The following is a 21,300-nucleotide window of genomic DNA, read 5'->3' on the forward strand; positions in this document are numbered from 1 at the left end:
TCATGATTTATGCTCCACGCTTCCTTCCCACAGTCAGTTACCCTTCCGCAGTTGCGCTTCACTTCGCTCACTGTGGTCAGCTCGCGGCGGGACTTGCACCCACAGGAGTGCGCCCATGCTGGGCGCACCAAAAACACCCCGCGTGCCAGGTGGCAGGCGGGGTGTGACGGCCGGGGATGCGGCGCTTAGTGCTTGAGGTAGGTATCGAGCCAGTCCAGCACGGTGTGATGCCACAACAGCGAGTTGGCCGGCTTGAGCACCCAGTGGTTCTCATCCGGGAACATCAGCAACTTGCTGGGGATGCCGCGCCGCTGCAGGGCCGTGAACGTGCCCAGGCCTTGCGTGGTGGGAATGCGGAAGTCCTGGTCGCCCTGCACCACCAGCATCGGCGTCTTCCAGTTCGCCACCAGGTGGACCGGATTGAACTTCTCGTGGTTCTGCGGCACGTTGAAATAGCTGCCGCCGTTTTCCCATTCCGTGAACCAGATTTCCTCGGTCGCATAGGCCATGCCACGTGTGTCGAACACGCCGTCGTGGTTGACGATGCAGCGGAATCCGTCCGACCAGTTACCCTGGATCCAGTTCATCATGTAGCCGCCGTAGGAGGCGCCCAGCGCGCAACTGCGCTGCGTGTCCAGCCACGGGAAGCGCTGGGCCGCCGCGGCCAGGCCCAGCTTGAGGTCCTGCAGCGGCTTGCCGCCCCAGTCGCCGCTGATGGCGTCGGTGAATTTCTGGCCATAGCCGGTCGAGCCGTGGAAGTCGATGAACACGGTGGCGTAGCCGGCGCCCGCGTACACTTGCGGATTCCAGCGGTAACCCCAGGCGTTGCCGAAGCTGCCCTGGGGGCCGCCGTGCACCAGGAAGGCCACCGGGTATTTGCCGCCAGGCACGGCGTTCCAGGGCTTGGTCACGTAGCCGTACACGGTGTCGCCATTGGCGCCCTTGAACGAGAACTGCTCGTACTCGCCCATCTTGACGTCGGCCAGGGCTTGCGCGTTGTTCCACGTCAGCTGCACGGCCGGCCCAGGGGCCGCGCCCAGTTTCTGCTTGTACAGCTGGGCGCCCGAGGCCAGGTCGGCATGGGACAGGACGATGGTGTCGTGGCGCACGTCAAAGCCGTGCACGGCGCCATTGCCGGACAGGGCGCTGACCTTGCCGCTGGCCGCGTCGATGGCGAACAGGCGGTGCTGGCCCACGTCGTCGGCCGTGGCCAGCAATTGCTTGCCGTCCGGGGCCCACGCGTAGTCGGCGATGGAACGGTCCCAGTCGCCAGCCACGGTGCGCTTCTTGCCCGAGGCCACATCCATCAGCACCAGGTGGAAGCGGTCGGCCTCGAAGCCGGGGCGGTCCATGGCCAGCCAGGCCAGCGTGCGGCCGTCGGGCGAGTAGATGGGCTTGCTGTCCCAGGCCGGGTTGTCGGCCGACAGGTTGCGCGGCGTGCCGCCGGCGGCCGGCACCTGGTAGACGTCGAAGTTGGTCGACCACGCTTCGGTCTTGCCGGCGATGCGGGCCGCGAACACGACGCTCTGGCCGTCCGGGCTGAAATGGTATTCATCGTGGTCGCCGAACGGCTTGGATGGCACGTCGCCATCGAGCGTGCCGCTCAGGCTGACGGGCGCGGCGCTGACCTTGCCGGCCGCGTCGATGGGCGCCGAGTACAGCACGGCGTTGCGGCCATCGCCCCAGGTATCCCAGTGGCGCACGAACAGGCGGTCGTACACGCGGCCGCTGGCCTTGTTCTTGGCTTGCGCGTCCAGCCTGGCCTTGGTGCAGGCCAGGTCGGCGCAGTCGCGGAACACGGCCAGGCTGAAGGCCAGCCGGTCACCCTGGGGCGACAGGCGGAAATTGTCCACATCGACGGGCAAGTCCGTCACGCGCACGGCTTCGCCGCCACCGAGCGGCAAGCGCCACACTTGCTGCGAACCGGAACGGGACGACAGGAAATAAATGGCGTCGCCCTTGGGCGACCATTCCGGATCGGTGCTGCTGGCCTCGCTCTGGGTCAGGCGCTGGGGCACGGGCTTGGCGGCGCGCAGGTCCAGCATCCACAGCTGGGTATTGCCACGGTTCTTGTCCAGGTTGGTCGTGCGCACCGTGTAGACGACGCGGCTGGCGTCCGGCGCCAGCACGGGAGCGCCCACGCGCTCCATGTTGACCATATCTTCCACCGTGAAGCCGCGCGGTGCGGCCAGCGCGCTGGTGGCCGCCATGGCGGTCCCCAGCAACAACAGACGTAATGTCATGGATTGATCTCCGACGTAAGTGAGCCGGCGGGTCGCCGGCCTGATATAAGCCAGCGGGTCGCCGGCAAGCCGGACATGATACCAAGTCCGCCACCGGCCCGCTGAAATCGGCCCCCTATCGCGGCCGCTGCTGGTATTGCTGGTAGTCCACGGACAGCCGGTACTGGCGCAACGACAGCCAGTAGGCGTCGATCGCGGCGCGGTGCTGCCCGTAATAGACGCGGTTGAGCACCAGGTACATGGGCGTCACATGAAACGGCTGGGGCAAGGCTTCGATCTCACCGGCGTAGCGGCTGGCGATCAAGGCGGCGCCCTCGCCTTCCAGCGCCACCACGGCCGCCACCCGGTGTTGCGCCAGCTTGCCCAGGTTATCGGCCGTGTTGAGGCTGGCCTCGTCCGTCACCACGCCCAGCTGGCGCAGCAGGTTGGCATGCAGGAAGGCGGGCTGGATGCCCACCGGCTGGCGCCCCAGGTTACTGAACTGGTGGCCATCCCAGTCCACCGCGCTGCCGTGGCGGCGGTACACCATGAAGCGCGCTTGCGCCACGGCCTGGCTCTCATCGGCCTGCTCGCCGGCCATGGGATAGGCCGCGTACGCGAGCCGCTCGGGCAGAAAGGCGCCCAGCATGGCGTCCACCTGGCCGCTTTGCAACTGGGCCAGGCAACTGGCGCGCGAGGCGGGCACGCTTTGGATGGCGATGGACGTGGAGCGGGCCGCGCGCCGCAGCAGTTCCTGCACCTGGCCGCTGCCGTCGGGCATGGTGATGGGGGGCAAGGGACGGTCGAAGATGCACAGCCGCAGCGGCAGCGCGGCGGCGGGGCCGGCCAGCGCCAGCAGCATGGGCGACAGCAGCGACAGCAATAACAGGGGCGACGGCGGCGGCCGTGACAACGGGCGGTGCATGGAGCTGCCTCGTACGAACAGGGGTCGCCTCACTATAGCGGCAGCGGCGCGGGCCTGTCCATCAACCGCATGCTTTTTCACGGTAGCGGGCCAGCTTGCGCCACGCCAGCCGCGCGGGCTGGCGTGGTGGCGGCGGGCGCGCGGCGGCGCCTGGCGCGTCAGCGGTTGGGCAAGGCGGTGCGCTTGCTGTCCATCATGTCGTGCGGATCGACCGTGCTCACGTTGTCGTTGCTCGAACAGTCCTTGCGCACGATGGAGGTGCCGGTGCGCGCTTCGCTGTTACGGCATTTGGCGGCCGGACCGGCTGGTTGGGCCGAGGCGACGGTGGTGTCGGCCGGCGCGCTGGCGCAGCCGGCCAGCAGCGCCACGGCGGCCGCCAGCGACAGGGGGAGGCGCAAGGTAGTGTGGGGCATGATGGTGACCTTCCATTAAAAATAGATGTAGGGGGGATGCAACGAATTATCATCTTAGCATCATTGGAAAATGATGATACATTTTTTGACTACCCTGCATCAAATCTGTCACATGACCACCCGCAGCGCAAGAAAGCGACGCCACCGCGCTGGCGCCGGTTCCAGCGCGATGGCAAGTCATGCTAATCTGCTACGGTCGCAATCGTCCGTCCCCACCGAGGCTTCCACAGGATCCGACTATGGCAACTGGCAAGTTGTTACGCGCGTGGCTAGCCCTTGCGCTGCCGCTGGCGGCGCGGGCGGTGTGCGCCGCGCCGGCGCCGCTGACCTTGTGTTTCGAGGACGTGGCACAGCGGCCATGGAGCATGCCGGCCGCCACCGGCCTCAATTTCGAGTTGCTCAACCGCGTGCAGGGCGCACTGGGCGAGCAGTTCAGCTATGCGGCCAAGCCGTGGCGGCGTTGCATGGAGGAACTGCGGGTGGGCACGGTGGATGGCGTGATCGCGGCGGCCGACGCCGGTTCGCGGCGCAGCTTCGCCGTCGTCCCCACGCTGCCCGACGGCAGCGCCGATCCGGCCCGCGCCCTGTATGTAGACGACGTCAATGTGTTCCTGCGGGTGGGCGGCCAGGGCCACTGGAACGGCCGGCAACTGAGCGCGCCGCGCGGCGAGGTGGCGGTGCAGTCGGGTTACCTGATCGGCGCCAACCTGCGGGCCCAGGGCTTGCAGCCGCGCGAGCTGGTCAAATCGGCCGACGACGGCTTGCGCTTGCTGGTGAGCGGCCTGTTCGACGTGGCCGTGCTGCAGGGCAAGGAAGCGAGCCGCCTGGTCCAGTCCGATCCGCGCTTTCGCGACCGCGTGCAGCAAGCCGCCCCGCCCTACGCGGCACTGGCCTTCCACCTGATGTTCAGCCGCCGCACCTACAGCCGTGATCCGCAACGCATCGAAGCGATCTGGCACGCCATCGGCCAGGTACGGCAGTCGGCCGACTACCGCCAACTGGCCGCGGCGGCCAGCGTGGCGCCCCCATGACGGCCACTGCAGCGCCGGCGCAACAGCGGCCAAAGCGGCCTGATCCCGGCCACGGGCGCGCGCGATTTTTTTTCGTACATTGCCGCCAAAACTAGTTTTTTCCTGCATCAATCGGGCGCATAATTGTTCGCTCATGTCCCAACATTGCGAGGCGCCTCCGCCGGCTTGGCGCCCCCGCAATACGTTTTACGTGCCGGTAATGCAAGCGCCAGGATGGCCAAGAAGTTCGCAGGTTTTTTTACCCAAGTTGTGCCACACGGATAGTTGTGAACAATTGTAAAGAGTCGTTGATGGCGTGCCCGACAGCGCTAAGGTGTTGGTTTTTCACCTGGCCCGGCCCCCACCAACGTATGCCTCGCAGCCGACGTCAGACGTATTCCGGGAAACGCTATGCTCACAGCAACCTATGTCCTGTTGACCCTATCAATCGAACAAAAGAAGGAACGCCACTTCATTGCGCGCCTGCTGCAGCAGGTGCGGAACATGGCCCGCAAGCCGCAGGAAGTCGATCCTGTGTATCTCCAGTCCCAGCTTGACGAACTGGCCCGCTTCGCCGAGGCGCGCCACCAGCGCAAGGTGGAAGCCTGCCTGATGCCGGCCGTGCGCAACGCCACCGGCGAGGCCGGCCCCCTGTTGGCCGACCTCGAATCGTTGAGCCGGCTGGGCCGCACCATGCTGGCGGCCGTACGCAAATGCCTGCGCCGCGCCATGCGCCGCAGTGCCGTGCACAGCACCTTCCTGTGCCGCACCATCGATATGTATTGCCAGAACCTGCTGCAACGGCTGGACAAGGAGGAACGCGAACTGCTGCCCCTGGCCCAGCGCGTGATCCGCAGCGAGGAGTGGTTCGAAATTGGCAGCATGTTCCTGACCCAGGATGAGGCCAACGATGGGGCCGGGCGCCAGCGGCCGGCGCCAGCGCGCCCCGGCTACCGGGGCGAGCAGCCACGGCTGATGCCGGCCGGCTGACACGGCCGGCCATGCACCGCACTGGCGCGCGCCAGTGTTTCCTCGCTGACACTGTTGGGCTAGAATCGTGGCCGCGTGGCGATCCCATGCTCCCGTTCACCCAACAGAATAGCGAACCCCACCATGCGTTTTGCTTTGCCTCTCGCCGCCCTGCTGGCGGCCGCCGCCGCGTCCGCGGCCGCCCCTGTCCCCATTCCCACCCCGATCACGCTGGACCAGGCCATGGCCAATCCCGACTGGATAGGCACGCCCGTCGAGGCGGCCTGGTGGGGCTGGGACAGCCGCCGCCTGTACTTCAGACAAAAACGCAGCGGCTCGCCGCTGCGCGACATCTGGCAAGCGGGCACGGGCGCGCCGGCCATGGTGGACGACCAGCAGCTGGCCGGCATCGACAGCCCGGCCATGGTCTACAACCGCGACCACACGCGCGCCATCATGCTGCGCAACGGCGACCTGTTCGAGCGCGACCTCAGGACGGGCGCGCTGGTCCAGATCGTGCGTGGCAGCACCCCGGCCGCCGCGCCCCAGTACGCGGCCGACGGTGCCCACGTGCAATTTCGCCTCGGCCAGGACTGGTACAGCTGGAGCCGCGCCGAGCGGCTGGTCACGCCCGTGGCCCAGTTGCGCACCCTCAAGGATCCGGACGCCAAACCGGAGCCGGACGCCCTGCGCGCGCTGCAACTGCGGTTGCTGAGCACGGTGGCGCGCCAGAAGCAGGAACGCGAACAGGAACGCGAGCAGGACCTGGCCCGGCGCCGCGCCGACGCCACCCGCGCCCCGCTGCCCGTCTACCTCGGTGACAAGGTCGAGCTCAGCGGCAGCGCGTTGTCGCCCGATGGCCGCCACCTGCTGGTGGTGACCACGCCGCGCGACGGCGCCAAGGCGCCGCGCGACAAGATGGCCCGCTTCGTGACGGAATCGGGCTACGAGGAAGCGGTCGACCAGCGCCAGCGCGTGGCCCACGATGGCCCCGTGCCGCAAACGCTCAAGCTGGTCGACCTGGCCACGCGCAGCGTGCGCGACCTGCCCTACGACAGTCTGCCCGGCATCGCGACCGACCCACTGGCCGCGCTGCGCGCGGCGCAACAACTGCCCGCGCTGAAAGGCAACCGTCCCGTGCGCGTGGACCCGGACGATGGCGTGCTGCAATGGAGCGCCGACGGCAGCCGGGCCGCCGTGATGGTGCGCGCCATCGACAACAAGGACCGCTGGATCGCCACCGTGGACCTGGCCCGCGCCACGCTGGCCAGCGTGCACCGGCTGACCGATCCGGCCTGGATCAACTACCGCGGCAACCACTTCGGCTGGCTGCCCGACAACAGCACGCTGTGGTATCAGTCGGAAGAAAGCGGCTATTCGCACCTGTACACGCTGCCTGCCGGCGGCCAGCCGCGCGCCCTCACCGCCGGCGCCTGGGAAGCGAGCCAGCCGGAATGGACGGCCGACGGCAGCCAGGTCTATTTCATGTGCAACCCCAAGCTGCCGGGCACGTATGAAGTGTGCGCCAGCTCCGTCAAGGATGGCGCGCTGCGCACCCTGACAACGCTCGGTGGCGTGGAGAACTTCGCGCTGTCGCCGGACGGACGCCAGCTGCTGCTGCGCTACTCGGCCAGCTATCTGCCGCCGCAACTGGCCACCATGCCGGCCACGGGCGGCGCGCCCACCGTGCTCACCGACACCCGCACGGCCGACTTCAAGGCCCGCAACTGGATCGCGCCGCAACTGGTGGCCGTGCCGTCCACCCACGGCGCCGCACCGATCTGGGCCAAGCTGTACCGTCCGGCCCGGCTGGAAGCGGGCAAGCGCTACCCCATCGTCATGTTCGTGCACGGCGCCGGCTACCTGCAAAACGTCAGCCAGCGCTATCCGCTGTACTTCCGCGAGCAGATGTTCCACAACCTGCTGGTGGAAAAAGGCTATATCGTGCTGGACATGGATTACCGCGCCTCGGAAGGCTACGGCCGCGCCTGGCGCACGGCCATCTACCGCCAGATGGGCCACCCGGAGCTGGAAGATTACCTGGACGGCGTGCAATGGCTGGTGGCGCAGCACCAGGGCGACCCGGACAAGGTGGGCATCTACGGCGGCAGCTACGGCGGCTTCATGACCTTCATGGCCCTGCTGCGGGCGCCCGACGTGTTCAAGGCCGGCGCCGCGCTGCGCCCGGTGACGGACTGGACCAGCTACGAGCACGACTACACGTCCAACATCCTCAACACCCCGGAGCTGGACCCGCAAGCCTACAAGATTTCGTCGCCGATCGAATACGCCGACCAGCTGCGCGGCAACCTGCTGATCGCCCACGGCATGGTGGACGACAACGTGTTCTACCAGGATTCCGTGCGCATGGCCCAGCGATTGATCGAACTGAAGAAGGACCACTGGGAACTGGCCAGCTACCCGATGGAGCGCCACGGCTTCGTCCAGCCGGAAAGCTGGTATGACGAATACCGGCGCATCTACCAGTTGTTCGAGCGCACGCTGAAATAAGCAGCTTGTGGCGGCGCCGGCAAATTCACCCTTGACGGCGCCCCACACCCACCTGCTATAATTTCGGCCCTTGGCCTGGTAGCTCAGTTGGTAGAGCAGAGGACTGAAAATCCTTGTGTCGGTGGTTCGATTCCGCCCCGGGCCACCAAGAACATAGTTCACGCAACGCCAACCATCACTGGTTGGCGTTCTTGTTTGGGGACCTCGCAGTCCTCGTGTCCGGTCCATGTCCGGCACTCGAAACAAAACCGCGACGGTTGACGAAGTCTCGACCGAATCGCCCAACTGTCCACGCCCCGCCCCATTCTTCTTCGCAAAAACCCAGAGTCGTCCTGCTAAACGCCGTTGATGTAGCGCGGCGCGTGATTTGGCACCGATTTGCAACTAATTTGGCATCGCCACTGCTGCCGAGATTCAACCTTATTTGCGCCACAATTGACACTTGGACTTAGGCTATACACCCGCCGAATCGCGGCAATGGTTTGGGCTGAGTCGGTCGAGCAAGCGGCACAGCAAGCAGCCCCAGCGGCGCCCCTCATCGCGCGCCCGGTTCGCCCTGGAACTGATTGTTTCAATGTCACGGCCGTTGGTAGCCTTGTTCCCGGCCCGATCCAGAGCAACAGCAATATCGAACGCCTCTCTTGGTTGGTAAAGATGCACCATGCCATACGGATCAGTATGAGCAGCGAGCCGAGGATGCAGGCCACCCAGATCATGGCGAGAATGAGGCGCCTCACGCGATCACCCAGATTGCTGCCTGGGCGGCGCCAGCCAATGCCAACGCCTCGATCAGATCCCCAACGCCAGCCTCGATCACTGAGTTGTCAGCCAGCACCCAGGTTACCGACTGCGCCCCTGTACCTTGTAGCGCGATGATGGCGCGCGCCATACGCCCCTGGCTCACCTCGTCGCCATCGAAAACGTGGCCGGAATTCGTTGTCACCGTAATCGAGTCCACCAGCACCTGGCGCTCGGCTTTCAGTTCCTCACGGGTTTTCATCACACCAGAGTCACACTCGATCCAGGTTCCATCACCGTTGAGCCGATAGAACTTGCCCTCAAGCATATTTTGGGGAGGATCGATCCTCACCTCGTCGGAGTCCCAGGTCGAGTATTGATCGGCCACACGATGGCCAGCATAAAACCCGTTTCTAATCTTGCAGATATTCATCTAAGTCCTTACAGGCCGGTTCTAACGTAAGAGGTAGCAACCTGAACAGCACTGCTATCGGTTGAAATTATCGGCGTCTTGTGCATGCCGTTAAACAGTTTTGCGTAAGGGGCACCGGAGCTGTCCACCGTGAGCAGATATCGCCCGTCGGGGGAAAACTTGGTGTCATATCCACGGCCGCTACAAGAGATCGTTTCCAGCAGCGTTAGCCCCGTGCCAGTGATGCGGAAGACCCTTATGCCTCCCGAATCACGAAACGCAAGGAAACGCCCGTCCGCCGAGAACCCTCCGGAATCGCCATATAACACTGCAGCTGGCGAACCGAATGCCGAAAACGTATCGCCAGACCGGCTGAACACCTGGTGGTACGGGGTGGCGTTAAAGCCCACCGAGAAGTAGTTCGCGCTGGGAGCCATTGCCACATAGTTGATTACGCTTGGTGAGTAACCAAGCGCCGGGGACGCAATGAAATTGAAGGTATCGGCTGTACGTTTCCAGATTTTGACTGACGGGCTGTTCGTGACCGCCAACAAATAGACACCGTCATCCGATAGTGCAATCGCTGGTGCGAGCGCTGTCGGGTTTGCAGGATTGGCGAGGATAGCAGCTGGGTCAGACCGGCGTGTAGCAAAATCTTGGGGGTGAACGGGTCGGTGACATACGGCTCTATGGAGTCGATCCGCACCTCTGGCGATACTGTGGCCGTCACGCCAACCAGGGGGAGCGGCACGCCTGCCTCCATGCCGGCGTTGGCGAAGGTTTGGCGCGAATGTTCGTAGGCGTTGTTGTTCTCGAACGCGATGGCGCGGCAACGGAACTCGCGCTGGAAGTCGATCAGGTCCGCCTCCAGCTTGGACGGCACCCGGCGCTTGATGGCCCCCGATATGACGTGCAAGCGCTTCATGCGCGGGTCGTAGCCGCCGGCCAGCAGCGCCGACGGGTCGGAGGTTTCCCCCTTGCCCATGGATGGGTCGCAGGAGCCGAACATGATCCATTCGGGCAGGCGTTGCACCCAGAATTGCACCTTACCGAAGACCTTGTCCTCATCGCTGCGCGGGTCGCCCTGCATCTCGGTGTCAAAAGCGCGCTTCGACACGGCCCGCTGGCGCATCAGCCAGAACAGCGGGCGCACTGATGGCCATGAGACTATGGCCCCAGCATCCATGTTGACCTTGTTCGCCAGGTAGAAACGGAACGACGGCAACCTGGACTCGTCCAGCACCTGGCCGGCCAGCGCCGCCACCTCGACCTCGCGCTTGTCATCGTTGAGCATCCGCTCCTGGCACTGCTCCCACAGGTCCATGTTGTCGGGCAGCTGGACGATCGCGCGGAAGTGGTGGACGATGTGGCCGATGGTCTTCTTGGCGCGACTGATCGGATCGTCCTTGTCCAGGATCGTACCGACCCCGCAGTATTTCACCGTGCCGTCCGGTGGGCCGAGGTAGTCGATGGCCTTGGTCAGCCACGTCCAGCGATTGTCACGCTCGGTCGGGCTTTTGGCTTCCGCGTCGGTGATCAGATCGTCGCCCAGCAGCAGCTTGGGCCGGCTGGCGCCATGGAACGTGCCGCGAATCGCCTGCTCGGCACCGAACGGCTCTACCTTGACGCCGGTCTTGGTGACGAATTCGCCCACCTTCCACGTCGGCCCCTTGCCGCAGACTTCGGGAAAATCCAGCGCCAGGGCGGCGTTGACGGTCAGCTCGGTTTTTGACACTTCGACCAGCTTGGTCGGCAGCCGGGTTTCAGCACCAAGCAGGATGATGTAGTCGATAAACGGCGGCAATGGGCCGGTGGCGCCGATCTCGGCCCGCACGTCGGGACGTTGGTGCAATGCCTGGACACTGCACCATACCGGACCGATCTTGGTCAACAGGGAGGACTTCGCTTCGCCGCGCGGCGCGATCCACCATTCCTTGACGCCGCCAGCCATACGCAGCAGTTGCGGGAAGCGGTTGCAGAACTGGTCATGGAACAGCGATGGCGTGCCCCGGATGTGATGCGGAAAGTAGGTGTAGGCGAAGAATTGAAAGTCGCCGTCCAGCACGCGCTTGCGCCTGGCCTTGATGGCCTTCTGTGATGGGTCCAGGCCGATGCTGTGCGCCTCGATGTCGCGGCGCAGCGAACCAACCAGTTCGCTCAGCTCGCTCTGGAATTCCTTGGTGCTTAGGTCGTTGCGTTTCATTTGGCATCGGCCAGTATCTTCGGCAGCACATCACCGAACGGTTCCAGAATCTCAACCAGGATGCTGCCGTGCTGCGGATAGCGCTCCTGTACGAACTCTGCCAGGCCGCGCAGCACGGTCATGCCGATGGACAGGCTGTTAGCTTCCGGCAGGAACTTGCGCATGGCGGACATGCTCTTGTGGATGTTGTCCATCAGGCTGGACATCAGCTCGACGCGCTTGGCTGCCGGCATGTCGATATCGGTCTTGATCATGTCGAGCACGGCATTAAACTGCACCAGCATTTCCGTCAGGATTTGCCGGGACAGCTGCTCCACGTCGCCGCCGGCCAGTGTGGAGGCGCTGCGCACCTTGTCCCAGTCGTCGCCGGCCGCCGCCGCCTTTTCTTTCCATCGTTTGGCCGTGGTGTAGGCGACGTTGGCCATACCCGCAGCCTGTTCCAGGGAGAGGCGGTCGAAGATATAGTGCCGACGTACCAGGGCATGGATTTCCGCACTCTTGGCCATTACTGCCCCAGCTTGCGTTTGAGCAGTTCGACCAGCGCGGCGATAGCCAGGCTGGAACCGATGCCGGCCAATACGCCGGCCTTGGCGGCGCCCCGTTCGAGCGCCTGGATGCGGTCCTCGTGCCCCTTGAACTTGTCGGCCAGTTGCTTGGGGTTGGCCACCTCCAGCTCGCGCAGACGCAAATCGTGCTCGGCGAACTGGCGCGTCACCTTGGCATCCAGATTCGTCAGACTGGTTTCGACCCGCAACGAGGTACTAGCCTGTTGGTCGAGTTTGGCTTCCATGCGGCCAAGAATACGGGCCAGATCGTCGTTGCTAATTTCCATTCGTGTTTCCTATTCAGGGTTGGCGCATCAACTTGCGCTGGGCCTCCGCTGCCATCTCGCAGGGCCGGCATCGGGTACAGCCTGGTGCGGCCTGGCGCCGGTCAGCCGGGATAGCGATACCGCAATCGCGGCAGTCATACTCCACGCCGGCACGGCAGGCCAGAGCGATGGTCTTCAGGCGCTGGCGGCGGATGGCCACCTCGCGGTCCAGCTCCTCGCGTTTGCTGGCCTGTTCGCATTCGTCCGTCATTGCGTTGCCTCCGTTGAGGTGTACCAGTCAGCCCAGCCCTTCACCTTGTTGGCGCACATCTTGTACAGACGCGCCACTTCGATGTGGTTATTGACTGCGTTCTGTTGCGCCGTCAGGAGGGGCAGCGGCGGGCAGCCCGCCATCAGGTTCGCCTGGGGCTGCGCCGTCAGACTGCGCGTTTGCGTCGTTCCAGCGGCGCAGGCTGACAGGGTCAAGCACACAGCCAATACCAGGATTGCTCTTTTGCTCGGTTTCATATTCAGTGCGCAGGTTGTTGAAATAGTGATCGGTCGCGGCCTGGGCCTTCTCGGTACGCAGACCGGAAGCCACGGCCGCCGCATCCTTGCGGCGTTTCAGTTCACCGTCCTTGATCGCCGCCTTGACCTCGTTCATTGCCACGGCATTCTTCGCGCGCTCGTGTTGGTCGTCGATGGCGGCCAGCGTGGCCAGGACGATGGCGATGGCGGCGACACCCCAATCGGTGCGGGTTATCATCGCTGGCCCTCCAGGCAGACGGTGGCGCCCCACGCGGTGTACAGTCGCTGGTGCTGGAACAGGATCAGGCGGGGATAGCGGCGCGAGTAGTCGAAGTTTTGCGCGCTCTGGCCGGCATTGATATCCTCGGTGGCGCCGAACCAGGCGCCGGAGGTGGTGGAAAGGCGTTGCGCCTTGAGAACGTAGCCCAGGCCGCCGTTATAGCTCTTTAACGCGGCGCCCCAGCGCTCGCATTCGGTATCGCCCTGGACGCGCTTATGCAGCCAGCCGTCATAGCGCACCAGGGCACGAATGGCCCATTTCGGCGAATATGGATCGGGAGCGCCGATTTCGGGATACATGTGCGCGACCTGTTTGGATGTGTCGTCCATGAACTGGGCAAGGCCGCGCCCATTGTCCCAGGCGGTGATGGAGGCACGGCAGCTGCTCTCCTGGCGCAGCTGGGCTGCGAACATCGGCACCGGCGCCGCCAGACCATAGACTGCCTGCGCCTCACGCACCAGTGTTGGCCGGTATTGATCGCAGGCGTCGGTGGCGTGTGCCAGCTTGCCGGCGACGACCATGATCGCCAGCGCGCACAGCAAGACCGGAACCTTGACAGCCAGCCAGATCAGCGCCGCACGCATCACAGGCCCGTCGCCAATGTGTACATGGAGGCGGCCATGATCAGCGCCCGACGGATCATCACCAGCGGGGGAGAGTCCGGGGTGATCCGGTCACGGAACGCCATCCGGTCCAGCCAGTAGCCGATGAATGCTCCCAGCGTGCTGTGGCCGAGTTTCCAGGCCAGCGTTTGCAGTGGGCCGCTATAGTGCAGCTGCATCATGACGATGGCGGCGAGGTAGAAGACGGCCGCGACCAGCAGCCATTCGATCATGCGTAATTTGTTCAAAGCGTCCCCTTCGTTGCGTGGGCAGTTCTGACAGATGTCAGGCTTGCGACGAAGAGACTTTATGATTTACGCGCGAGGCAACCAAGCTTGACTAGTGTCAGCACCTGGTTGCGATTTGGAGGGAATTGAAACGAAGGAAACGGCGGGAATTGCTTAGATCAGACTCATCTGGCGCGGATCGGCCTGTTTGACCTCCCCGGTGGTTTTCAGAATTCGCCAGATGGTACGCTCGTGAATGTAAGGTGTAAACCGACGTGTGATTTGTGCCACCGCCATGCGCGCCGACATCCCTTCCTGCATCGTGAGCTTGTCGAACTCGGCCAACACCTCACGGTTGCGCACGTGGCGCAGGGCGCTGTGGCACAGCGGTACGGTGAACGGGGCATTGCCGTAGAACTTCAACAACTTCTCGGCGGCAGCGCGTCCGACAACTTCCGCCATGCGTTCCAGGCTGCGTTCGCTATGGTACAGGTTGACAGAATTTCCGCCGCAGGCGTCGACCAGGCGCAACGTCGCTGGCAGGCCGATCACCGCGATCAGTTTCTGCGCGCTCATCGGCAAGTGAGAGAAATCGGTTTGCATCATGTTTGTCACTTCAAGGTTTAGATGCGCGCGCGACCTGTGCGGCGCGGCGCTTGGCGTCGATACTGAGCGCGGCGATGATCTTGCCTAGCTGCTCGGCGTTCAGCCAGTCGATCTTGTCGATGTTGAACATCTTCTTCGCCATGCCGTGACCATACGACCAGGGACGGCGCGCGTCGGCCAACTGGGCTTCGATCTTTCCTAGCAGCCCACGATTGGCGGCGGCGGCATTCGGGCGCTTGCCACCGCCCGACGCCTTCGGCTTGAAGCCGCAGCGCTCCAGGTGGGCCAGCACCTTGGCCGCGCCGATCAGCGTCAAGTCCTTGGACGACGATACGCCGCCATGCGCCAGCAGCATGGCGCGGTAGGTGTCGTCATCCATAGCCAGCTGCTTCTTGGCGATGTGAATTTTCGCGAGATTGGCGTTGCGGCTCATTTCTTAGTCCAATTCCAGCGCGTTGAGCACCTGTTTTTGTTGAGGGCTGTCGATATCGAGCGCGGAACTTCCGAGTTCATCGGTCGGTGCCACTTCAACGGATTCGCAGACCTTGCACAGGTGGTTGATCGCGGTCTTTCCGCTCGACCAGTCTGGCAGGTAGACGGTGACGGAGCCGCTGAAGTACGGGTCTTTGGCGACGTAACGCTTACCCAGGCGCTTCTCCGCTTCCTTCCGTTTGGCAGGGCTGAGATTTGGCCGAACCAACTTGCGCATGAACTTGTGCTCTGGCACTGCCGGTTCGGCCATGCACCAAGCGCCCTTAAATACGCCATCGACGTACGTCATTACCCGGTAGGTCATTTGCTTGAACCTGCGCACCTGCAGCGATACCCGACGACCATCGCATAGCAACTCGACACTGCCCCATGGCATGGAAAGCTTGTCGGTTAGCTCCTGCTTTTGCTCTTTGCTCAATTTCATAAATTTCCTTGGTTGCTCATCAGTGCCCGGCCACCATGGCGGGCAGACCGGGCCGTGCTGACCCGGTTTCGCTTTTCGTTTTAGCGGTCGTGCTTGTCCTCCCACAGGAAATGAGGACCGCTGCAATAGGCTTTTACCTCGCCGCCGTCACCCAGGATGCGGAGCCGGCAGCGCTCATTGAGCGCGTACGCAAGTCGGGCGGCCCGCGCCCGGACCTCTCCCTCAACCACCACATCGAAGTTCGAGATATGGCGCCAGCTTCCTGCGTCGTTGATCTGCAGCTTCATACCTTGGCCACGTCCAGGGAAATTGGCGCGTATTCGCCGCTGTCGCCCACGCGCTCATAGAAGCGTACGTATTGCTTGCTGCCGATGACCTGTACCGATTCCCCGATAGCGGTCATGGCGCGCTGCCAGCGCTCGTCTTTGATGTCGAGGCGGCGCAGGCCCAGCACGCGGCCGGTGCTGATGTTTCCCTCCTTGTCGGCGTCGAATGCTTGCTGCACCAACACCTTGATTTCAGGGCCGCTATCTTTGCTCCAGTCGGCGATGCATTCATCAATCAGTGCCTTCGCAGCCTGCAGGCGCTCATCGAAGCAGATGTTGTCCGCGCTGGCCACGTTCACCTTGTAGCGGCCGTCAAAGCTCACCAGTGTCACGTTGCCCTTCTTGCCGCCGACAACAGCGTCGTATTCCTCTGCCGACATTTGGACAAATGCGGCCACGTCCCCGAACACACGGGCCTTGAATTCAGCCAGTTGCTGACTGGATGCCTTGGCGGCCGCGATCAGCTCCTGTACCAGGGCATCGCGCGTCAGGTCGATGGGTTTGATGGTGGACTCAGGGATCAGGTGGCCTTGTGCGTTCTTGCGGAAGCCGGCCGGCACGTCCAGGTTCTGTACGGTTGCGTTCATGTGTTGCCTTTCTTGCTGTTGAAAAAATGGTTAAGTTTTGGTGCTGCGCCAGGACAGTGCGCAGTCATCGATAAACAGGGAGCCTCCGGTGTGGTCCGAGAAGCAGCGCAGCCCGCGTCGGAATGCCTCACGGCGCAGCCATACGGCGGCCCGTTCTGACACCAGCACCGTCGGGGTGGCCGCATGGACATCCACTTGCAGGGCTTTAACGCCGTTTTTACGCAACCATCGGATGCATCGGTTAGTCACCTGCAGTCGGCGCAGCAGCGTGCTGTTGAACACCTGGGCACTCGATTGCGACTTGTTTGGCACAAGCTCAAGCGGGCGCGATTGAGGGGCGGACTGGTGGCTCATTTGTCCTCTCCGCTGTACATGTCGCATTGCTGGCATGCGCGCCAGTGCTGCATGGCGACGGGGTTGTGTGTCGGTGCACGCTTGGCGGCGAACTCATGGCACATGGTGGTCGGAAGGTTCAGCTGCAGGTATGGACAGGCCACGGCCATCGGCAGCTCCAAGGCGGCCAGCACCATGCGTTCCAGCTTTCCAAGGTCGCCAGGGTATTTCCCTGAGAGCGCCTGGCTAATGGCGGTGCGCGAATAGCCCACGCGCAGAGCGGCGCGGCCGATGCTCGTTTTCTCGGCCTCATCCCGCAGGAGCTGCAGCCATCGCGGATCAGAGGTCGTCATGGCTTTTCTCCTCATCTTTCCAGACGACCTGGGCGATATTGGGGTCGTAGACGGACTTGGTGCGCTGGATCATCGGCGCGCGCGGTCCAGTGTTCTTGCCCGGAGCGATGCGATAGCGCGCCAGGGATGGCGCTTTGCCCATTGCGGCCGGCTTGGTGACCACCAGATATCCAGCTGCATTGAGCGCGCTGATATAGGCCTTCGCGGTGCCTTCCGCCACCGGGGTGCCGGACGTCGAAGCGTAGGCCGCCAGGTCACGGAAGTTGAATTCGCCGATGATGCGCATGGAGCGCCACATCGCCTCGGTGCCGGCGCCTTGGGCGATGGGCTTACCTTCGCGTGTCAAACGTGGCGCTTCGATACCGTTGTCACGTGCCAGCTCCCATTTTTTCGCCGTACCGATTGTTGCGTTGGCTGGCATGTGGCCGGTCAAGAATCCGGCCTTCTCCAGCCCTTGAATATAGGTGTACAAAGTGCCCTCAGCGATCTTCGTTTTATGGGCAATTTCCAAACAGGTAAAAGTGCCGCTATGCTTTCGTATTGCTTCCCAGGCGATTTGCCGGGAGCCCTTGCCGCCAACCATTTCCATTTCCACTGGCTTGCGCTTGTTCTTTGTTGCTGACATCTAGTTCTATCCTTATGCTGCGCGACGTTTTGGTGCTTCGCCCGTGTACAGGGCGTTGTCGCCCCACTTGGCCAGCGTCATTTCGGTTTCGGCCTGCATCATTGCCTGTTCATGGATCAGCGTCAGGTTGACGCTGACGCGGCGCACGGACCCGTGGGCCAGTTCTACGATGTGGGCCAGCAGATCGGCGGAAATTGCCACGTTGGGGCAGTAGATCGGAGCCAGCTTCGCCGCGTCGGCGACGGACACCGGCAGCGCAGGTATCCACGCCATGACGCGGCTGTGGAAGCGCTCCCACTTCTTGAGCTTCTGCGGCAGCATTTCTTCGCCGACTAGCAGCAGCGTTCCCTGGCTGCCTTCGTAAATGTCGCGCACCAGCTCCACCATGCCGTCGCTACGCAGGCAGAAATCGAACTCGTCAATGATCAGAGGACGGCGGCTGGCGGCCAGCTGTTCGCAGATTACGTCCAGCATGTGGGCGATGGTGCCCGCTGGTTTGATCCCCATTTCAAACTGGATTTTCTCCAGCAGTGCCTTGCGGTTCCATGCGCTGCGCATCTGCACGTAGTAGCCCCGCGACTGGTTGGCCAGAGCCGTGCAGGCGATGGTCTTGCCGCGTCCGGCCTCGCCGTAGATGACGCCCATGCCCGGCAGACCGTCGACGCGGGAAATCAGCCGTTCAGTGGCGACGGCGACCAGGTCGAGATTGGAGATGGATGCAATGCGATTGACCATGGGATTCAGATTCGTCATACTTCGTCTTCCTTTTTTAGACCGACGCCGTTGCAGCGGCATCGTGTTGTTATGCGCCTTGGCGCTGGTTCGGCGGCGGCCTGTTTGGTGCCGCCGTTCTTCTTTTACTGTTTTGCTACTGGATGCCGCATGTCTGAAAAACTGGATGAGTTCATGCTCGTTACCGACGACCGACTTGAACAACTGGAAGGGCAAATCGAAGCACAGAAAATGGTTATTGCGTGGCTGCTAAGCCAGCTTGATCTGACTCATCACTTCCCGTCGGATGCGATTCCGAAGTTTCTAAGCCGTCAGGCGAATGAACTGGACGGAGACCCGAAATATGTTCCATGCGTTGCTTCAATCGATGAGCTGCGCGGGCTTTTCGCGTCTCTCGCACTTGTTCGAGATAAGCGCGGCTGATGACTTGTTGGTCCATTACCTGGTGCCTTTCTAATTAAGCGCACTTGCGCTGGTACATGCGGAACTCGGGGGTGGCTTGATACGTCTGCCGCCATCTTTTCTGCTTCTCACTGCGATCCTGCAGTTCTCCTTCCAATTCCATCCGTTGCCATTCGTCCCAGCGCTCTTGCGGGGTGTTTGGCACGCTCCATTCCGGCGCATCAGGCACAATCGGTTGGGCGGCGACGACCTCAACGTCGGTGAAATTCACCTCGGTGACATCAACCAGGGGCGCTTGCCTTGAACGCGCCAGTTCGTCGCGCGTCATGTTGATGAAACCGGGAATGTGTACGCTTTCCATGTTCTCCAGCGCTGGTGCGCCATGACGCTCTCGCAGAGCCGTGTCGTGCTTGACATCAAGACGCTTGATCTTTGCGTCCAGTCGCTTGTCACGGGCACGATCCGTTACAGATGGTGCGATGTAGCTGCGGCTGTTGCCATTGAGTTCGGCGGTGCAGACGAACCGGCCGTCAGGGTCGTACACCCACACTTTTTCCGGGTCGTGGATGTCATAGCCAATCCGCATTTGATCGGTATGGAATTCCTCCAGGTATTTCGAGGCATATCGGTTCCCGAATACCTCGATCTCACCGCGATGGACAGTGCGCAGCACCTGTGGCCTGAACAACGGGCGCAGCTCGTCGTCTGGAACCGTGTGCGGCTCGAACCCCTTGGCGACAGCCAGCTCCCAGGCCTCGTTCGGTGACATGTGGCGGCGCCGGCCGGTGGTGGGGTCTGTGATTTTTGCCAGTGATCGGTGCGGGCTGTTGTTGTATTCGTCGACCTTCAACTTGCAGAATTCAACGAAGCCGGGCCAGCCGATCAGCGGCATGGCGACCGTCTCGCCGGCCTTCTGCGCTTTGATCGCTTTCCGGGACAATTTGAACGTGTTCAGCTTCGCCTGGCGGTCCATGTCGTGACCGATGTAGCCTGGCAGCTGCTTAGCCGCATTGACCCAGATCGTCTTGTGCGACCGCTCGATGATCCCGCGCGCCTGGGAGTTATACGGCAGGCTGTTGATCATTTCCGTGCCCAGCCGCGCCATCAGGCCCGTGCCGGCGTCGGTCATCAGCTCGTTCTTGTAGCCGGAGCCGTTATCGACGTACAGGATCGCTGGGATGCCGCCGTTGACAACAGCATCGCGCAGTGCGTCCAGCACCGCGAAGGCACTCTCCGCAAGACCGACCGACCAGCCCACGGCGCGGCGCGTTGCCACGTCAAGGACGGACGTGATTTCCGGTCTGAACGGCTGGCCGTGCAGCGGGTGCTGTACCTCGGCGTCAAAGCGGTGGCCGTCGGCGGTGTACACGTCGCTGGGCAGCAGCGTGTCGAAAGTGCGGCGGATGAATGGCTTGATCGACTTGATTTCATGCGATCCCATGCGACCCATTTCCAGCGTAACCTTGCCGACCTTGTCCAGGAAGCGGCGCACCTGCCAAATGCTGGGCATGCCGCCGGCCTGACTGGCCGCCCACTCGGTGGCGAACATACGGTAGGCATGCTCCACAGTTGGCTTCTCCGGTTTCTGGTAATAGCCCAGGAAGGTCGGCGCCCAGTCCGGAACCGACATATCCCGGCCGCGATGGCGCGGGGTCAGCGCGGACGAGCGGTCATACTCCACGAAGCGGATCAGGCTACGCACCGATGGCAGGCCGTCAGGGCTTTGGCGTCCGCGTCCGTCCCGTGCCGCTTTGAGCATGGCGACCAGCTGCGGGTTGGCTTCGCCGGACTGGGCCATTTCAAGCATGACGCGCGCGGCCTTCTTCATCGCGTAACCAGAGCGATTCATCAGGGTTTGCAGCGCCAGCAATACGCCTTTCCGAGCATCGGCTACCAGCGCCTGGCTTTCGGTCGCGATCAGCGGGATTTGATTCTCCGGACCGACCTTGATGCGACGAGGCTCTACGGCGGCAACGACACTCTTCATAGCCTTGTCACTAATTTCCTTCAGGACTGACGGCGGCGGAGTATATTCGCGGCGAATACCGCCTTGGCCAGCGACTTCGACAAAGGGCCATCTTTCGCGCTCGGCCTTGACGCGCAATGCTGCACGTGTGGTTGGGACACTAGAGAGCGCATAGCTGGCCAACTCCGCTGCGCTATAGTGCTGCTTAACTATCAAGGCCGGCATTACATCGCTCCCTGAACTTCAAAGGATGCCGTTCTCGATTTGCCTACGCTGGGAGGAAGCTCGGGGCTGAATTCCCTTTTTTCGTAGCGCTGTGGCCAAATTTCATCGGCAGTGACGCCGATTGCGCTCGCGATGATCTCCTCAGCCTTCAAATAAGGCCGGTCCAAAGCGGATTTAAGTGTTCCTGCGCTCAACCCATTTTGGCGGGACAGCTCGCGTAACGACCATCCCTTTTTATGAAGAGCAGCGACCACATCCGCTCTATGCCAGTCAGTTCGGTTGGATTTTTTTTGATTGTTCAATACACTCATGGGATACTCCTATATGGTGGCTCCATGAGTGGATTGTAAGTGAGTTTAACTGGATGGTCAAACTGAA

Annotated in this window: 26 protein-coding genes, 1 tRNA gene and 1 other RNA gene; 5 read left to right on the forward strand and 23 right to left on the reverse strand. The window is 62.8% G+C overall.

Annotated elements, in window-relative coordinates; genetic code table 11:
* Window positions 1-185: 185 nt before the first annotated feature.
* The 3 genes from H3H36_RS10740 to H3H36_RS10750 form a co-directional block, all read right to left on the reverse strand.
* Entirely contained in the window at window positions 186-2,243 is a 2,058-nt protein-coding gene (locus tag H3H36_RS10740) for a S9 family peptidase (protein WP_182217236.1), read from the reverse strand.
* 115 nt (window positions 2,244-2,358) lie between these two features.
* Window positions 2,359-3,147, reverse strand: a complete 789-nt coding sequence (locus H3H36_RS10745) for a substrate-binding periplasmic protein (RefSeq protein ID WP_182217238.1) — start codon at window positions 3,145-3,147, stop codon at window positions 2,359-2,361.
* 158 nt (window positions 3,148-3,305) lie between these two features.
* Window positions 3,306-3,560, reverse strand: a complete 255-nt coding sequence (locus tag H3H36_RS10750; protein WP_182217240.1) for a hypothetical protein — start codon at window positions 3,558-3,560, stop codon at window positions 3,306-3,308.
* A 239-nt stretch (window positions 3,561-3,799) separates the two neighbouring features.
* On the opposite strand from H3H36_RS10750, the gene H3H36_RS10755 reads away from it, so the two are divergent.
* From H3H36_RS10755 to H3H36_RS10770, 4 genes are all read left to right on the forward strand, one after another.
* Window positions 3,800-4,591, forward strand: coding sequence for a transporter substrate-binding domain-containing protein (locus tag H3H36_RS10755; RefSeq protein WP_182217242.1), 792 nt, complete (start codon window positions 3,800-3,802; stop codon window positions 4,589-4,591).
* Between the two features lie 390 nt (window positions 4,592-4,981).
* Window positions 4,982-5,560, forward strand: a complete 579-nt coding sequence (locus H3H36_RS10760) for a hemerythrin domain-containing protein (RefSeq protein ID WP_229219858.1) — start codon at window positions 4,982-4,984, stop codon at window positions 5,558-5,560.
* A gap of 123 nt (window positions 5,561-5,683) precedes the next feature.
* A complete protein-coding gene (locus H3H36_RS10765) occupies window positions 5,684-8,050 on the forward strand; it encodes a S9 family peptidase (protein WP_182217244.1) in 2,367 nt (788 codons plus the stop codon).
* A gap of 72 nt (window positions 8,051-8,122) precedes the next feature.
* Window positions 8,123-8,198, forward strand: a tRNA-Phe gene (locus H3H36_RS10770).
* A gap of 585 nt (window positions 8,199-8,783) precedes the next feature.
* Here the strand turns inward: H3H36_RS10770 and H3H36_RS10775 are convergent.
* The 18 genes from H3H36_RS10775 to H3H36_RS10860 form a co-directional block, all read right to left on the reverse strand.
* A complete protein-coding gene (locus tag H3H36_RS10775; RefSeq protein WP_182217247.1) occupies window positions 8,784-9,221 on the reverse strand; it encodes a DUF4376 domain-containing protein in 438 nt (145 codons plus the stop codon).
* Window positions 9,222-9,651: 430 nt separating this feature from the next.
* Window positions 9,652-11,403 carry a hypothetical protein gene (locus tag H3H36_RS10780; RefSeq protein ID WP_229219859.1) on the reverse strand — a complete coding sequence of 584 codons (1,752 nt, stop codon included), beginning with the start codon at window positions 11,401-11,403 and terminating at the stop codon, window positions 9,652-9,654.
* Complete coding sequence (locus H3H36_RS10785) at window positions 11,400-11,909, reverse strand: DUF1804 family protein (protein WP_182217250.1); 510 nt, start codon at window positions 11,907-11,909, stop codon at window positions 11,400-11,402. Before H3H36_RS10785 ends, H3H36_RS10780 begins: the two co-directional genes overlap by 4 nt.
* Window positions 11,909-12,235: a hypothetical protein gene (locus tag H3H36_RS10790; protein WP_182217253.1), complete on the reverse strand. Its 327-nt coding sequence runs from the start codon at window positions 12,233-12,235 to the stop codon at window positions 11,909-11,911. The genes H3H36_RS10785 and H3H36_RS10790 overlap by 1 nt, the downstream gene beginning before the upstream one ends.
* 13 nt (window positions 12,236-12,248) lie before the next feature.
* Window positions 12,249-12,485, reverse strand: a complete 237-nt coding sequence (locus H3H36_RS10795; protein WP_182217255.1) for a TraR/DksA C4-type zinc finger protein — start codon at window positions 12,483-12,485, stop codon at window positions 12,249-12,251.
* A gap of 87 nt (window positions 12,486-12,572) precedes the next feature.
* Window positions 12,573-12,980 (reverse strand): hypothetical protein, encoded by a 408-nt coding sequence (locus H3H36_RS10800; RefSeq protein ID WP_182217257.1) that lies wholly within the window; start codon window positions 12,978-12,980, stop codon window positions 12,573-12,575.
* Window positions 12,977-13,606: a transglycosylase SLT domain-containing protein gene (locus H3H36_RS10805; protein WP_220459712.1), complete on the reverse strand. Its 630-nt coding sequence runs from the start codon at window positions 13,604-13,606 to the stop codon at window positions 12,977-12,979. Before H3H36_RS10805 ends, H3H36_RS10800 begins: the two co-directional genes overlap by 4 nt.
* Window positions 13,606-13,857 (reverse strand): putative holin, encoded by a 252-nt coding sequence (locus H3H36_RS10810; protein WP_182217259.1) that lies wholly within the window; start codon window positions 13,855-13,857, stop codon window positions 13,606-13,608. Before H3H36_RS10810 ends, H3H36_RS10805 begins: the two co-directional genes overlap by 1 nt.
* Window positions 13,858-14,025: 168 nt before the next feature.
* The gene (locus H3H36_RS10815) at window positions 14,026-14,457 is read right to left on the reverse strand and encodes a Mor transcription activator family protein (protein WP_182217261.1); all 432 of its coding nucleotides are present in this window, start codon (window positions 14,455-14,457) and stop codon (window positions 14,026-14,028) included.
* 10 nt (window positions 14,458-14,467) lie between these two features.
* The gene (locus H3H36_RS10820; RefSeq protein WP_182217263.1) at window positions 14,468-14,890 is read right to left on the reverse strand and encodes a gp16 family protein; all 423 of its coding nucleotides are present in this window, start codon (window positions 14,888-14,890) and stop codon (window positions 14,468-14,470) included.
* Between the two features lie 3 nt (window positions 14,891-14,893).
* A complete protein-coding gene (locus H3H36_RS10825) occupies window positions 14,894-15,373 on the reverse strand; it encodes a hypothetical protein (protein WP_182217265.1) in 480 nt (159 codons plus the stop codon).
* 6 nt (window positions 15,374-15,379) lie between these two features.
* Window positions 15,380-15,447: hammerhead ribozyme type II (locus H3H36_RS10830), an RNA gene on the reverse strand.
* 6 nt (window positions 15,448-15,453) lie between these two features.
* Window positions 15,454-15,660 carry a hypothetical protein gene (locus H3H36_RS10835; RefSeq protein ID WP_182217267.1) on the reverse strand — a complete coding sequence of 69 codons (207 nt, stop codon included), beginning with the start codon at window positions 15,658-15,660 and terminating at the stop codon, window positions 15,454-15,456.
* Window positions 15,657-16,286, reverse strand: coding sequence for a DUF3164 family protein (locus tag H3H36_RS10840; RefSeq protein WP_182217269.1), 630 nt, complete (start codon window positions 16,284-16,286; stop codon window positions 15,657-15,659). Before H3H36_RS10840 ends, H3H36_RS10835 begins: the two co-directional genes overlap by 4 nt.
* Window positions 16,287-16,316: 30 nt before the next feature.
* Window positions 16,317-16,640, reverse strand: a complete 324-nt coding sequence (locus H3H36_RS10845; RefSeq protein WP_182217271.1) for a hypothetical protein — start codon at window positions 16,638-16,640, stop codon at window positions 16,317-16,319.
* Window positions 16,637-16,972: an XRE family transcriptional regulator gene (locus H3H36_RS10850; RefSeq protein WP_182217274.1), complete on the reverse strand. Its 336-nt coding sequence runs from the start codon at window positions 16,970-16,972 to the stop codon at window positions 16,637-16,639. Before H3H36_RS10850 ends, H3H36_RS10845 begins: the two co-directional genes overlap by 4 nt.
* The gene (locus H3H36_RS10855; RefSeq protein WP_182217277.1) at window positions 16,959-17,597 is read right to left on the reverse strand and encodes a hypothetical protein; all 639 of its coding nucleotides are present in this window, start codon (window positions 17,595-17,597) and stop codon (window positions 16,959-16,961) included. The genes H3H36_RS10850 and H3H36_RS10855 overlap by 14 nt, the downstream gene beginning before the upstream one ends.
* A 12-nt stretch (window positions 17,598-17,609) precedes the next feature.
* The gene (locus H3H36_RS10860) at window positions 17,610-18,350 is read right to left on the reverse strand and encodes an AAA family ATPase (RefSeq protein ID WP_182217279.1); all 741 of its coding nucleotides are present in this window, start codon (window positions 18,348-18,350) and stop codon (window positions 17,610-17,612) included.
* Between the two features lie 129 nt (window positions 18,351-18,479).
* Here H3H36_RS10860 and H3H36_RS10865 point away from each other — a divergent pair, with 129 nt between their 5' ends.
* Entirely contained in the window at window positions 18,480-18,752 is a 273-nt protein-coding gene (locus H3H36_RS10865) for a hypothetical protein (RefSeq protein ID WP_182217282.1), read from the forward strand.
* Between the two features lie 34 nt (window positions 18,753-18,786).
* Here H3H36_RS10865 and H3H36_RS10870 read toward each other — a convergent pair whose 3' ends face one another.
* Window positions 18,787-20,922 carry a Mu transposase C-terminal domain-containing protein gene (locus tag H3H36_RS10870; protein WP_182217284.1) on the reverse strand — a complete coding sequence of 712 codons (2,136 nt, stop codon included), beginning with the start codon at window positions 20,920-20,922 and terminating at the stop codon, window positions 18,787-18,789.
* The gene (locus H3H36_RS10875; protein ID WP_182217287.1) at window positions 20,922-21,233 is read right to left on the reverse strand and encodes a helix-turn-helix domain-containing protein; all 312 of its coding nucleotides are present in this window, start codon (window positions 21,231-21,233) and stop codon (window positions 20,922-20,924) included. Before H3H36_RS10875 ends, H3H36_RS10870 begins: the two co-directional genes overlap by 1 nt.
* Window positions 21,234-21,300: the final 67 nt, after the last annotated feature.

The sequence above is a fragment of the Rugamonas fusca genome, assembly GCF_014042365.1.
Taxonomy (GTDB): Bacteria; Pseudomonadota; Gammaproteobacteria; order Burkholderiales; family Burkholderiaceae_D; genus Rugamonas; species Rugamonas fusca.